The organism is Ferrovibrio terrae, from assembly GCF_943371255.1.
In the GTDB taxonomy this organism is placed as follows: Bacteria; Pseudomonadota; Alphaproteobacteria; order Ferrovibrionales; family Ferrovibrionaceae; genus Ferrovibrio; species Ferrovibrio terrae_B.
In genome coordinates this window covers 1-13,220 of sequence record NZ_CALRUC010000121.1, presented here as the reverse complement: position 1 = coordinate 13,220, position 13,220 = coordinate 1, and the positions used below count along the sequence as shown (strand labels likewise).

The 13,220-nt window shown below is 64.6% G+C and carries 11 protein-coding genes; all 11 read right to left on the bottom strand.

Features of this window, described 5'->3' with window-relative positions; translation table 11 throughout:
• On the bottom strand, nucleotides 1-284 hold a 284-nt coding region (locus AAG799_RS19425; protein ID WP_341898505.1), incomplete at its 3' end, for an adenylyltransferase/cytidyltransferase family protein.
• 15 nt (nucleotides 285-299) lie between these two features.
• The gene (gene gyrA, locus AAG799_RS19420; protein WP_341898503.1) at nucleotides 300-3,053 is read right to left on the bottom strand and encodes a DNA gyrase subunit A; all 2,754 of its coding nucleotides are present in this window, start codon (nucleotides 3,051-3,053) and stop codon (nucleotides 300-302) included.
• Nucleotides 3,054-3,208: 155 nt separating this feature from the next.
• Nucleotides 3,209-4,033, bottom strand: coding sequence for an inositol monophosphatase family protein (locus AAG799_RS19415; RefSeq protein ID WP_341898501.1), 825 nt, complete (start codon nucleotides 4,031-4,033; stop codon nucleotides 3,209-3,211).
• 7 nt (nucleotides 4,034-4,040) lie between these two features.
• The gene (locus AAG799_RS19410) at nucleotides 4,041-4,874 is read right to left on the bottom strand and encodes an inositol monophosphatase (RefSeq protein WP_341898500.1); all 834 of its coding nucleotides are present in this window, start codon (nucleotides 4,872-4,874) and stop codon (nucleotides 4,041-4,043) included.
• Complete coding sequence (gene hflX / locus AAG799_RS19405; protein ID WP_341898499.1) at nucleotides 4,871-6,214, bottom strand: GTPase HflX; 1,344 nt, start codon at nucleotides 6,212-6,214, stop codon at nucleotides 4,871-4,873. The genes AAG799_RS19410 and hflX overlap by 4 nt, the downstream gene beginning before the upstream one ends.
• A gap of 60 nt (nucleotides 6,215-6,274) precedes the next feature.
• Nucleotides 6,275-6,544 carry an RNA chaperone Hfq gene (gene hfq / locus AAG799_RS19400; RefSeq protein ID WP_144069494.1) on the bottom strand — a complete coding sequence of 90 codons (270 nt, stop codon included), beginning with the start codon at nucleotides 6,542-6,544 and terminating at the stop codon, nucleotides 6,275-6,277.
• Between the two features lie 261 nt (nucleotides 6,545-6,805).
• Nucleotides 6,806-7,693 (bottom strand): D-amino-acid transaminase, encoded by an 888-nt coding sequence (locus tag AAG799_RS19395; protein ID WP_341898497.1) that lies wholly within the window; start codon nucleotides 7,691-7,693, stop codon nucleotides 6,806-6,808.
• Between the two features lie 24 nt (nucleotides 7,694-7,717).
• A complete protein-coding gene (gene trkA, locus AAG799_RS19390; RefSeq protein ID WP_341898496.1) occupies nucleotides 7,718-9,094 on the bottom strand; it encodes a Trk system potassium transporter TrkA in 1,377 nt (458 codons plus the stop codon).
• Nucleotides 9,095-9,096: 2 nt separating this feature from the next.
• Entirely contained in the window at nucleotides 9,097-10,494 is a 1,398-nt protein-coding gene (locus AAG799_RS19385) for a sigma-54 dependent transcriptional regulator (protein WP_341898495.1), read from the bottom strand.
• Nucleotides 10,484-12,862 (bottom strand): PAS domain-containing sensor histidine kinase, encoded by a 2,379-nt coding sequence (locus AAG799_RS19380; RefSeq protein WP_341898494.1) that lies wholly within the window; start codon nucleotides 12,860-12,862, stop codon nucleotides 10,484-10,486. The genes AAG799_RS19385 and AAG799_RS19380 overlap by 11 nt, the downstream gene beginning before the upstream one ends.
• Before the next feature lie 124 nt (nucleotides 12,863-12,986).
• Nucleotides 12,987-13,220: helix-turn-helix domain-containing protein (locus AAG799_RS19375; RefSeq protein WP_341898492.1), on the bottom strand; the 234-nt coding region annotated here is incomplete at its 5' end.

Here is a 13,220-nt window from a genome sequence, read left to right as displayed (position 1 = left end):
CCGCGGATGATCATCACCGCGCCCAGATCCATGGCGAAATGCATCAGCAGGTTGGAAAACGGCTTGACCTCGAATTCGGTGGCGCCGGGCATGAGAGGGCCGATTTCCTCGCGCACCATCTCGACGCGCTCTTCCATCGAGAACAGCGGGCCCTTGCCGACATTGACGGCAACGCCGACCACCAGCTTGTCGACCAGCTTGGCCGCGCGCTTGATGATGTCGTAATGCCCCTTGGTCACCGGATCGAAAGTACCCGGGTATAATCCGATCCGCTGCCTGGTCATCTGCTCTCCCCCAGATTACTCGGGCGTGTCGCCTGCAGTTTCCCCTGCCGCGCCGCCATCCTCGCCAGAACTATCGCCTGCGCCTTCGTCCTGACCGTCATTGGGGCCACTTTCCGGCAAATGCGCGACCGACGCAACCTTCTCGCCATCGCCCAGCTTGAAGATGATGACGCCCTGGGTGTTGCGGCCTGCAATGCGAATGTCATGCACCGGGCAGCGGATCACCTGGCCGCCATCGGTGACCAGCATGATCTGGTCATCATGCTCGACGGGGAAGGCCGCCGAGACATTGCCGTTTTTCGCGGTGGTCTCGATATTGATGATGCCCGACCCGCCGCGGCTGGTGATGCGATATTCATAGGCCGAGCTGCGCTTGCCGTAGCCCTTCTCGGTCACGGTGAGGATGAACTGCTCGGCAGCCTGGAGTTCGACAATCCGCTCCGTCGGCAGCTCGGACACCAGTTCCACGCCGGTCTCGCCGTCGCGGATGCGCCGCTGGGCCGTGGCGTATTTGAGATAGGCCTCGCGCTCCTCGGCCGTGGTCTCGATATGGCGCAGCACCGACATCGAGATGACCTTGTCGCCATCGGCCAGCTTCATGCCACGCACGCCGGTCGAGGACCGGCTCTGGAAGGTGCGCACATCGGCGACCGGGAAGCGCACGCATTTGCCTTCGAAGGAGGCCAGCAGGATATCGTCCTGCTCGGTGCAGGGCAGCACGCCGACCAGGCTGTCGTCGGCATCCTCGCCCTCGAATTTCATCGCGATCTTGCCATTGGCGTTGATCGAGACGAAATCGCTCAGGTCGTTGCGGCGGACATAGCCCTTGGCGGTGGCGAACATGACATGCAGTTCGCTCCACTTGGTCTCGTCCTCGGGCAGCGGCAGCACCTCGGTGATCTTCTCGCCCGCGGCCAGCGGCAGCAGGTTGACAAAGGCCTTGCCGCGCGACTGCGGCGTGCCTTCCGGCAGGCGGTAGACCTTCATCTTGTAGACGCGGCCGATATTGGAGAAGAACAGCACCGGCGTATGGGTGCTGGCCACCAGCACGCCGGTGACGAAATCCTCGTCCTTGGTGCTCATGCCGGTGCGGCCCTTGCCGCCGCGCTTCTGCAGGCGATAGGTCGACAGCGGCGTGCGCTTGACATAGCCGCCGAAGCTGACGGTGACGACCATATCCTCGCGCTGGATCAGGTCTTCGTCATCCTGCTCGAATTCCATCTCGGCGATCTGGGTGCGGCGCGGGATGGCAAAGCGCTCGCGCATCGACACCAGCTCGGACCGCAGGATACCCATCAGCTTGTCGCGGCTGCCGAGGATCGAGAGATATTCGTTGATTTCGGCGGCGAGCTTTTTCATCTCGTCGCCGATCTCGTCGCGGCCCAGTGCGGTCAGTCGCTGCAGGCGCAGGTCGAGGATGGCACGTGCCTGGGTCTCCGACAGCTTGTACTTGCCGTCGATCACCTTGTGGCTCAGGTCGTCGATCAGGCCGATCATGTCGGCCACATCGGCGGCCGGCCATTCGCGGGTCATCAGCTGGTCGCGCGCGGTCTGCGGATCGGGCGCGGCGCGGATGGTCTTGATCACCTCGTCGATATTGGCCACCGCAATGGCGAGACCGACCAACACATGGGCGCGGTCGCGCGCCTTGCCGAGCAGGAAGCGGGTGCGGCGCAGGATCACTTCCTCGCGGAAGTTCACGAAAGCGGCGATCAGCTGCTTGATGTTCAGCAGTTCGGGCTTGCCACCGTTCAGCGCCAGCATGTTGACGCCGAAGCTGCTCTGCAGTGGCGTGAAGCGATACAGCTGGTTCAGCACCACATCGGCCATGGCGTCGCGCTTGATCTCGACCACCACGCGCACGCCGTCGCGGTCAGACTCGTCGCGCAGATCTGAAATACCCTCGATCTTCTTGGCGCGCACCAGTTCGGCCATCTTCTCGATCATCGAGGACTTGTTCACCTGATACGGAATCTCGGTGATGATGATGGCTTCGCGATCCTTGCGGATCTCCTCGAAATGCACCTTGCCGCGCACGATCACTGAGCCGCGGCCGGTCCACATCGCCGCCTTGGCGCCGGCGCGGCCGAGAATGATGCCACCGGTGGGGAAATCGGGCGCCGGCAGGATTTCCAGCAGCTGCTCCAGCGTCACGTCGGTGTTGTCGACATAGGCGCAGCAGGCGTCGATCACCTCGCCCATATTGTGCGGCGGGATGTTGGTGGCCATGCCGACCGCGATGCCGTTGGCGCCATTGACCAGCAGATTGGGATACTGCGCCGGCAGGACGGTGGGTTCCTGCGTGCTGTCGTCGTAGTTGGGCTGGAAATCGATGGTGTCCTTGTCGATATCCGTCAGCAGCGCTTCCGCCGCCTTTTCCAGGCGGATTTCGGTGTAACGCATCGCCGCGGCCTTATCGCCGTCCATCGAGCCGAAGTTGCCCTGGCCATCGAGCAGCAGCTGGCTCATCGAGAACGGCTGTGCCATGCGCACCATGGCGTCATAGATCGACTGGTCACCATGCGGGTGATACTTACCCATCACGTCACCGACGACGCGGGCAGACTTGCGATAGGCCTTGTCGGACAGATAGCCGTTTTCATGCATCGAATAGAGGATGCGGCGATGCACGGGCTTCAACCCGTCGCGCGCATCGGGCAGCGCACGCGACACGATCACGCTCATGGCGTAACCGAGGTAGGAGCGCTGCATCTCCACTTCGATGGAGATGGGCTGGATATCCTGCGGAGGCTTCGGCTGTTCGGTCACGAAACTGGCGTCCAGAACTGGAGGAAAATGGGGTCTGAAAACGGGCGAATCAGGCCGCCCGAAAGGGCCGGATTCGGCCCTGGAATCAGGCCGCAGAAACTACCATGTCGCGGGTCGCCGCAGCAACGTTTCGGGGGGTGTTTTACCCCCGGAATTCAGGGGTCGAAAAGGCCGGTTTTCAGCCAATTCCACTGCTCTTCGCCGCAGGCCACCAGCAGGGGGCTGCCGCCCGGCGGATCGCAGGCCCGGTAGAGCTGTCCATTCAACCGCCGCGCGACTCCGCCGGCCTCGGAAATCAGCAGCGTTCCGGGCGCATGATCCCAGGGGATTCCGCGGCCATAGATCGCCCAGTGAATCTGCCCCAGCGCCATGGCGGGGTATTCCTGGCCCGAGCAGCGCATGTTCAGCACGCCGGCGGTCTGATCGATGCGATAGGCCATGCGCATAGCCAGGGTGCGGTCGCTGATGCCGTAATTCGCCACGCCCGACAGATGCGCCAGCGACGGCGGCCGGGGCATGGTCAGGCGCTGCACTGTACCGTCCGGTTCGCGCAGCCAGGCGCCCTCGCCCTGGCGCGCCATATACAGCCGGCCGGTGGGCGGATCGAGCAGCCAGCTTGCGATGGCATCGCCATCCTGTACCAGCGCCACCATGGAGCCGAACAGGGCACAGCCGATGGCAAAACTGGCGGTGCCGTCGATCGGATCGATCAGCCAGTGCAGGCCGGGCTGGCCCAGCAAATCCAGCAGGGCCGGATCGCGGCCGACCGCCTCTTCGCCCACGGTACGCGAGCCGGGCAGCATGGCCTCGAGCTGCGGGGTGAGAAACGCTTCCGCCTCCTCGTCGGCGATGGTGACGAGGTCGCGATGGCTGGTCTTCTCGGCGATATCCTCGGCGCGCAGGCGCCGGAAGCGCGGCATGATGATGTCGCGCCCGGCCTGCAGCAGCAGGTCGCCCACGGCATCCATCGGGATCTTCATGGCGGGATCAGGCGTCGAAGATGTCTTTCTTCAGCCAGCCCCATTGTTCCTCGCCGCAGGCAGCCACCAGCGGCGAGCTGAACGGCTTGTCGGCGGCGCGGTACAGATCACCGTTCAGGCGTTTGGCGATGCCGCCGGCCTCGGTGATCAGCAGGCAGCCGGCGGAATGGTCCCAGGGCATGGCGCGGTTATAGACCGCGTAATGGAAGTGGCCGTCCAGCATGGCGAGGTATTCCTGGCCGGCGCAGCGCAGGATCATCACGCCGGCGGTCTTGTCCATGCGGTGCGCAATCCGCGCGGCGAAGTCCCGGTCGCCATAGCGCAGGTTGGGCGCACCCGAGATATGTGCCAGCGATGGCGGCTTGGGCGTCTGCAGCTTGCGCGTGCCGCCATCGGCTTCGCGCATCACGGCGCCGCTGCCTGTCTCGGCCATGGCGCAGATGCCGCGGATCGGATCGTAGATCCAGCTGGCAACGGCATCGCCATCCTTCACCAGCGCCACCATCACGGCGAACAGCGCATTGCCGACGGCGAAATTGGCAGTGCCGTCGATCGGGTCGATCAGCCATGCATATCCGGGGCGGCGCAGCGCATCCATGATGCTTTCGTCGGCGCTGCTGGCCTCCTCGCCCACCACGGTGGAGCCGGGGATCAGTGCCTGCAGCCGCGGGGTGAGGAAATCCTCCGAGGCCTTGTCGGCCACGGTGACCACATCATGCGGGCCGGCCTTCTGGTCGATATCGCCGGTCTTCAGTTTGCGGAAATGCGGCAGGATGGTGGTGGCTGCGGCCTCTTCCATCAGCAGCCGCACGGCATCCATATCGATCTTCACTGCCGTCATACGCTTTTGCCTTCCTGTCGTTTCAGCCATTTGCCGGCCTCGGCCTGGCTCAGCGCCACCGAGAGCGTCAGGTGTCCGTCTTTTTCCTGCATCTGCAGCACTTCGCCATGGCGGTGCAGCCATGCAACCGCCGCGCCATCGCCAGCATCCAGCGTCACATCCAGCTCGACCCGGTCCGCATCCAGCATGGCATCGATACGTTGCAACAGCGTGTCGCAGCCATAGCCATCGAGCGCCGAGATCAGCACCACATCATCCTGGCGGTTGGCCTGGTTCTGCAGGGTTTCGCGTGCCTCCGCCGGCAACTGGTCGGCCTTGTTCCAGGCTTCCAGCCGGCGATGGCTGCTGCCGTCGCCAATACCCAGCGCGGCCAGCACATCCTGCACATCGGCGGCCTGCGCCTCGGTGTCGGGATGCGACAGGTCGCGCACATGCAGGATCAGGTCGGCCGAGATCACCTCTTCCAGCGTGGCGCGGAAGGCGGCGACCAGATGGGTCGGCAATTCGGAAATGAATCCGACCGTATCGCTCAGGATGATGTTGCGGCCCGACGGCAGGCGCAGCGTGCGCATGGTGGGGTCCAGCGTGGCGAACAGCAGATCCTTGGCAAACACCTCGGATTGCGTCAGCCGGTTGAACAGCGTCGACTTGCCGGCATTGGTATAGCCGACCAGCGCCACCACCGGATAGGGCACCTTCTGGCGCTGGCGGCGATGCAGCGAGCGGGTGTTCACCACCTGCTCCAGATCAAGCTTGATGCGGGCGATGCGCTCGCCGATCAGGCGGCGGTCGATTTCCAGCTGGCTTTCGCCAGGACCGCCGAGGAAGCCGAAGCCGCCGCGCTGGCGTTCCAGATGGGTCCAGGACCGCACCAGACGCGAGCGCTGGTAATTCAGATGCGCCAGTTCGACCTGCAGGCGGCCTTCCTTGGTGCGGGCGCGGGCACCGAAGATTTCCAGGATGAGACCGGTGCGGTCGATCACCTTGGCCTTGAGGCCCTTTTCCAGATTGCGCTGCTGCACCGGCGTGACGGCGGCATCGACGATCACCACATCGACCGGGTTCTCTTCGATCCAGGCGGCAAGCTCTTCCACCTTGCCGGGGCCGATCAGCGTGGCGGGCCGCCAGCTGGCAACCGGCACGACATCGGCGCGCACCACATCGAGGTCGATGGCGGCGGCGAGGCCCACTGCCTCGGCCAGCCGTGCCTCGGGGCGACGGCGCTGGTCAGCCGTTACCGCCCTGGCCAGGTTCGCCTTGGCCATGGTGGATTTCAGGGATGGGTGCAGGACGAGCGCCTTTCTGGGGCGCTCGTCTTCCAGAGTGTCGGAATCAGACATCAGCCGAACTTACACGATGCGCCATGAATGGGCATCGGTTGGGGAGGAAACCCGGTTGGGTCAGCCTTGTTCCCCGGCAGCGGGCTTTTCGCCGGCCGCTGCCGGGTCGAAGAGCTGGATCGGACCGGACGGCATGACCGTCGAAATCGCGTGCTTGTAGACCAGCTGCATGTGACCGTCGCGGCGCAGCAGCACCGAGAAATTGTCGAACCAGCTGATGATACCCTGCAGCTTCACGCCGTTGACCAGGAAGACGGTCACCGGGGTCTTGGTCTTGCGGATGTGATTGAGGAAAACGTCCTGGACGTTCTGAGGCTTATCGGCGGCCATAGTTGTGGACCTTTCTTTTCTTATCTTGTTGTCTTTATTTTGTTTTTTTAACAGCTACCGACAGATACGCACGAGAAAACGCACTGGACCGGTGCTGCGGGGGCGGCGGCCGCTGCCCCACGCCCGTTGATTAAACCATTAATTACGGAAAGTGGCAAAACAATGGCGTGCACTGCGGCATCGGGCCGCGCCGCAGCCACACAGCGGTCACAGTGTGACGGCCGTCACGCTGTGAAATGCGCCCTCTACGGAGCGATATCGTCAGGGGGCAATGAACGGTGCCTGCCAGTCGCTGCTGTGGCTGGCGGCATGGGCCTCATAGAGGCTGCGCAGCTTGGACGCCACCACGCCCGGCCCGCCATTGCCGATCGGCTTGCCATCCAGTGTCACCACCGGAATCACATACGAGGTCGCCGATGAAACGAAAGCTTCCTTGGCCGCCTGCGCCTCGGTCACGCTGAAGGCGCGGAACTCAACCGTCAGTCCTTCGCGTTTCGCCAGCTCCAGCACGGCGGCGCGGGTGATGCCGCTCAGGATCTCGGTGCTCGGTGCGCGCGTCACCAGCACGTTGTCCCTGGTGACGATCCAGGCATTCGACGAGCTGCCCTCGGTGACGAAGCCCTTGTCATCCACCAGCCATGCCTCGTAGGCGCCGGCTTCTTTCGCCGCCTGCTTGGCGAGCGCGGCCGGCAACAGGCCGACGGTCTTGATGTCGCAGCGGCCCCAGCGGATATCGGGCCGCGTGATCGCCGGCACGCCCTTGGCCGCATTGGCGGCGGCTTTGTTCCAGTCGAGATGACGGGCAATCGCTACCACGGTCGGCGCGATGCCGGCCGGGAATGCGAATTCGCGCTTCGCCGCGCCGCGGGTGACCTGAAGATAGACGCTGCCGTTGCGCACGCGGTTGCGCCGCACGGTTTCGCGCAGCACGACGCTGAGCGCCGCGCGCGTCATCGGGTGATCGATGCGCAGCTCGTCCAGGCTGCGCTCCAGCCGCACCAGATGGCCTTCCAGATCGACAAAACCGCCATCTGTGATGGCGACCACTTCATACACGCCATCGGCAAACTGGAAGCCGCGGTCTTCCACATGCACGCCCGCCTGGGCATAGGGCACATACTGACCGTTGACGTAAGCAACACGCGACATGGGGAGAGCCTCGTTATTTTTGTATCAGAAGAATTCCAGGCGGACGGCGAAGAGTTTTTCCACCTTCTTCACCGCGTCGCGGCGCACGAACAGCAGCAGGCGGTTGCCGGCCTCGATCTCGCTGTCGCCGCGCGCGATCTCGACGGTCTCGCCGCGGATGATGGCGCCGATCATCACGCCATCGGGCAGATTCAGTTCGGCCAGCGGCTTGCCGACCAGTGCGCTGGTTTCAATCGCTTCGGCTTCCATCGCCTCGGCGGCGCCGTCATGCAGCGAATGCACGGCGCGGATGCGGCCACGCCGCACATGCTGCAGAATCGACGACACCGTGGTGGAGCGCGGGTTGACCACCACATCGACGCCGAGCGAGCCGATCAGCGATTCATAAGCCGGGTTGTTGACCAGCGTGATGGCGCGCTGGGCGCCGGCCCGCTTGGCCAGCAGCGAGGTGAGGATATTCACCTCATCGTCGTTGGTCATCGCGATGATGGTTTCGGCGGCGCCGACCTTGGCTTCCTGCTGAATCTCCTGGTCGAGCGAGTCGCCATGCAGCACCACGGCACTCTTCAGGGCGCTGGCGACAAACTCGGCGCGTTCGCGATTGGCCTCGATCACCTTGAGCAGCACCGAAGGCTGGCTCGCCTCGATCTCACGGGCGAGAAAGAGTCCGATATTGCCGCCGCCGAAGATCACGATGCGGCGGGCCTCGCGCTCCTCATGGCCGAACAGGCGCATGGCGCGCGGCAGATGCTGCGACAGCACGCAGATATAGATCTCGTCATTGGTCTCAAGGTGGTCGTCGGCATCGGGCACCATCATGACGCCATTGCGGATGATGCCGCAGATATTCAGCGCCAGATCGGGGAACAGCGCGGTCAGCTGGCGCAGCGGCGTGTTGAGCACCGGGCAGTCTTCATCCAGCCGCACGCCGACCAGGCGCAGCTTGTCGCCGACAAAGGGAATCATGTCGAAGGCGCCCGGCGTCAGAATGCGGCGATGGATGGCGCGCGCCACCTCGATCTCGGGCGAGATGATGAAGTCGATCGAGATATGCTTCTCGTTGAACAGGTCCGACCATTCCGGGCGCAGATAGCCCTGCGCGCGGATGCGGGCGATCTTGGTCGGCACATTGAACAATGCATGCGCCACCTCGCAGGCCACCATGTTCACTTCGTCGGCAAACGTGACCGCGATCAGCATGTCGGCATCGGAGGCGCCGGCCTGTTCCAGTACGTCGGGATGCGAGGCATGACCGACGATGGCGCGCAGGTCATAGGTCTCGGCCGCCTTGTTGGCGCGTTCGGCCGAGACATCGATCATCGTCACTTCGTTGCCTTCGGCGGCAAGTTGACGGGCGATGGTGGAGCCGACCAGGCCGGCACCGCAGACAATCACTTTCATGTTTAGCTACCGTTACGGTCGAGAGTGACAACACCAAGCGCCTTCAGCTTGCGGTGCAGCGCCGAACGCTCCATGCCGATGAAGCTGGCGGTGCGCGAGACATTGCCACCAAAGCGGGTGATCTGGGCCAGCAGGTATTCGCGCTCGAACATCTCACGCGCATCGCGCAGCGGCAACGCCATCACTTCCGTGGTGGTTTCCGGTCGCAGTGCCACCGGCGGCGTGGCGCCGAGATCGGAGGGCATCATGTCGGCATGGATCGCCGCGCCCTTCTGCTCGGCCGGCAGCATGATCAGCAGGCGGGCGATGGCATTGCGCAATTCGCGCACGTTTCCAGGCCATTCCGCGGATTGCAGGGCGAGCAGCGCATCCTCGGCCAGCTCACGCACCGGCACACCCTGGCGCTGGGCCTCGCTGTGGATGAACTGCTTGGCCAGCATCGGCACGTCTTCGCGCCGGTCGCGCAGCGCCGGCACTTTCAGCGGCACGACATTGAGGCGGTGGAACAGATCCTGGCGGAACAGCCCCTGCCCGACCCGCGCGGTCAGGTCATGCACAGTGCCGGAAATGATGCGCACATCGACCTGCACGCGGGTGCGGCCGCCGACGCGCTCGAAGCTCTGCTCGGTCAGCACGCGCAGCAGCTTGGCCTGCGCCTCGGGCGACATTTCCGCCACCTCGTCGAGGAACAGCGTGCCGCCATGCGCCTCTTCCAGCACGCCGATCTTGTGCTGGCGCTGGCCGTTGATGGTTTCCTCGAAGCCGAACAGCTGCTGCTCGATACGATCGGGTGTCATCGAGGCGACATTCAGCACCACGAAAGGCCCGCCGGCGCGCCGCGAGCGCTGGTGCAGCAGCCGGGCGACCAGTTCCTTGCCGGCCCCGGCCGGGCCGGAGATCAGAACGCGGCTGTTGGTCGGCGCCACCCGGTCGATGGCCTGGCGCAACGCCACCATGGCCGGCGACGAACCGATCAGTTCGGCGATATTGCCCGAGCGCTGGCGCAGATCCTCGTTCTCGCGCTTGAGCCGGGCCTGTTCCAGCGCGCGCTCGACCAGCAGCAGCAGGCGGTCGCTCTTGAACGGCTTCTCGATATAGTCGTAGGCGCCGCGCTTGATCGCCGATACCGCGGTCTCGATATTGCCGTGACCGGATATCATCACCACCGGCACGGTGCTGTGTTCGCGCATGATGCGGTCGAGGATTTCCAGGCCGTCCAGCTTGCTGCCCTGCAGCCAGATATCCAGGATCACCGCATTCGGGCGCCGCGCCTCCATCTCGCGCAGCGCGCCATCGGAATCGCCGGCCATGCGGGTTTCATAACCCTCGTCCTGCAGAATGCCGCCAATAAGATTGCGGATATCCGCCTCGTCATCGACGATGAGAATGTCACGCGCCATGACTGCCCGACCCTAACAACTTGCGCACCGTCGCCTGTGATTCTGTCGCAACGGAAGCTGTATTCTCTGGCGTTGCGGCGTTTTCCGCCATTGTGTCGCCGGGCAGGACGCCCGGCAGGTGAATGCGCGCCAAGCTACCATTTTTCAGCGCGGGATCAAACAGCGTGGCATCGGTCAGCGTGATGCTGCCGCCATGCTCCTCGATGATCTTCTTGACGATCGCAAGGCCAAGGCCGGTTCCCTTGGTGCGGGTCGTGACATAGGGCTCGAACAGGCGGTCGCGGTTTTCTTCCGGCAGGCCGCGGCCGTTATCCAGCACGGTGATATCGGCGACTGCGCCGTTCAGCCGCAGGCCGACCGAGATATGCCCCGGCGGCGGGGTGACGCCGGTGGCACGGTCGCGGCCGTCGATGGCATCGACGGCATTCTGCAGGATGTTGGTCAGCACCTGGGCGAGCTGGCGCGCATCGACACTGACCCGGATCGGGGTTGCCGGCAGGTCGGTATCAAAGCGGATATCGGGACGCGCCACCTGCTGCAGGAACACGCCCTGACGCACCAGCTGGCTGAGGTCTTCCTCGCGATAGACCGGGCGCGGCATACGGGCGAAGGTGGAGAATTCGTCCACCATGCGACCGATATCGCCAACCTGGCGGATGATCGTATCGGTGCATTCGGCAAAGATATGCGGATCGGTCTGCACTTCCTTCAAATACTTGCGCTTGAGCCGCTCGGCTGAGAGCTGGATTGGGGTGAGCGGATTCTTGATCTCATGGGCGATGCGCCGTGCGATGTCGGCCCAGGCGGCATTGCGCTGCGCCGCCATCAGCTCGCTGACATCGTCGAAGGTCGCGACATAACCCAGCAGTTCATTGCCAGTCACCTCGCGGGCGATACGCACCAGCAGGGTGCGGACGCCGCCAGCGCGCTGCACCACCACCTGGCCGCGCTCGACGCCTTCGGACGGGCGCTGCTCCAGACGCTGGAACAGATCGGCCATTTCGGGCGCCACCGCGGTAAAGGGCCGGCCCACCATGTCGTCGAAGCTCTGCTGCAGCATCGCCTGGGCCGACGGGTTGGGCAGCGTCACCATGCCCTGCGGATCGACGCCGATCACGCCGGCCGAAACGCCGGCCAGCACGGTTTCGGTAAAGCGCCGGCGTTCGTCGAGCTGGCGGTTGGCGGCGATCAGTTCGGACTGCTGCGCCGCCAGCTGGCCGGTCATGCGGTTGAAGGTGCGGCCCAGCGCGGAAATCTCGTCGTCGTCGGAGCGTTCGGTCACCCGCGCGGTCAGGTCGCCGCTGCGGATACGCTCGGCGGCGGTCACCACCTCGCTGATCGGCGTCACAAGCCGGTTGGCAATCAGCAGCGCGAACCAGATGGCGGCGAACAGCAGCAGCAGCGACACCAGCAGGAACAGGATGGCGAAATTGATTTCCAGCGTCGCGCGGGCCTGTTCAAGGCGGCTGTATTGCTGCGCCGCGTTACGGGTGCGCTCAAGATCCGCCAGCACCTTGGCATCGAGATAGCGGCCGACATAGAGATAGGCATCGAGATAGCCGTCCAGCCGCACCAGTGCGCGCACGCGGTCGTCGGTTTCGGCGGTGATGATCACCACCTGCCCGGCATTGGCATCCTCGATGGCGCGCGGCGGCACGCGGTCGAATTCCATCAGCAGGCTGAGTTCGTTGCGGGCGAGGATTTCACCCGTCGAGGTAAAGACGATGGCCTCGCCCAGGTTACGGATGCGCGACAGCTGCCGCACCGCCTGCTGGAAGGCATAGGGGTTGCGGGTCAGGCTGGGGGCGGCGCGGTTGAGGTCGACCGCCATGGCCAGCACATCGGCGCGGATGGTCTTGCGATGCTCCTGGATATAGGCCTCGGCGATGGCGACCGAGGCGCTGACCGCCGAGTTGACGCGTTCGCTGAACCAGGTCTGCAGGCCGAGATTGAAAAACAGCACGGCAAACAGGGTCATCAGCACCGTGGGCAATGCGGTGACGCCGGCAAACATCATCACCATGCGGGCATGCAGGCGCGAGCCAGCAACGCCACGGCGCCGCTGCATCCACAGCACCACCAGGCGACGCGCCACCAGGCTGGTCAGGCTGAGCAGAATGATCAGATCGGTGAGCAGCAGGATCTGAACGTCGCGCGGCGTCAGTTCGCGGTTGGCGCCCGGCGTCATCGCCAGATAGGTCAGCGTGCCGGCCACCAGGGCGGCGATGGCCAGCGCGATCTCCAGCTGGCGGATCAGGCTGGGGCGGCGCAGCCAGTCGGCCGCGCGCCGGGCCAGCCGGGCAATCGGGCGCGGGCTGTCGGCCGCCGCGCCAGGGTCGCTGGGCGTCGGGAGGGTCTGGTCGGTCATGGATAGTGACCGTGAGTGAATCGGGGATACCCGGCCATTGACGGATCATACCCCAGCCGCCGCCAGCCGGCACCCGTCCGGGGGGACCGGTTGATGCGGATTCCGGGGCTATTTCAGGCCGTGGTTACTTCAGACCCCGGATGACCTGGATGTTATGGTCGCGGATCTTCTTGCGCAGCGTATTGCGGTTCAGGCCCAGCATATGGGCCGCCTTGATCTGGTTGCCCCGCGTGGCCGCCAGGCTGAGCGAGATCAGCGGAATTTCCAGCTCGCGCAGCATGCGGTCATACAGGCCCGGCGGCGGCAGGTCGTCGCCCTGGGCGGAAAAATACTTGGTCAGGTGGCGCTCGATGCTGCC

What these genes read in the sequence shown, in the direction of transcription:
- AAG799_RS19415 (WP_341898501.1), bottom strand. Translation starts at nt 4,033, where the DNA reads ATGAAGATCCCGATGGATGCCGTGGGCGACCTGCTGCTGCAGGCCGGG.
- AAG799_RS19410 (WP_341898500.1), bottom strand. Translation starts at nt 4,874, where the DNA reads ATGACGGCAGTGAAGATCGATATGGATGCCGTGCGGCTGCTGATGGAA.
- hflX (WP_341898499.1), bottom strand. Translation starts at nt 6,214, where the DNA reads ATGTCTGATTCCGACACTCTGGAAGACGAGCGCCCCAGAAAGGCGCTC.
- hfq (WP_144069494.1), bottom strand. Translation starts at nt 6,544, where the DNA reads ATGGCCGCCGATAAGCCTCAGAACGTCCAGGACGTTTTCCTCAATCAC.
- AAG799_RS19395 (WP_341898497.1), bottom strand. Translation starts at nt 7,693, where the DNA reads ATGTCGCGTGTTGCTTACGTCAACGGTCAGTATGTGCCCTATGCCCAG.
- trkA (WP_341898496.1), bottom strand. Translation starts at nt 9,094, where the DNA reads ATGAAAGTGATTGTCTGCGGTGCCGGCCTGGTCGGCTCCACCATCGCC.
- AAG799_RS19385 (WP_341898495.1), bottom strand. Translation starts at nt 10,494, where the DNA reads ATGGCGCGTGACATTCTCATCGTCGATGACGAGGCGGATATCCGCAAT.
- AAG799_RS19380 (WP_341898494.1), bottom strand. Translation starts at nt 12,862, where the DNA reads ATGACCGACCAGACCCTCCCGACGCCCAGCGACCCTGGCGCGGCGGCC.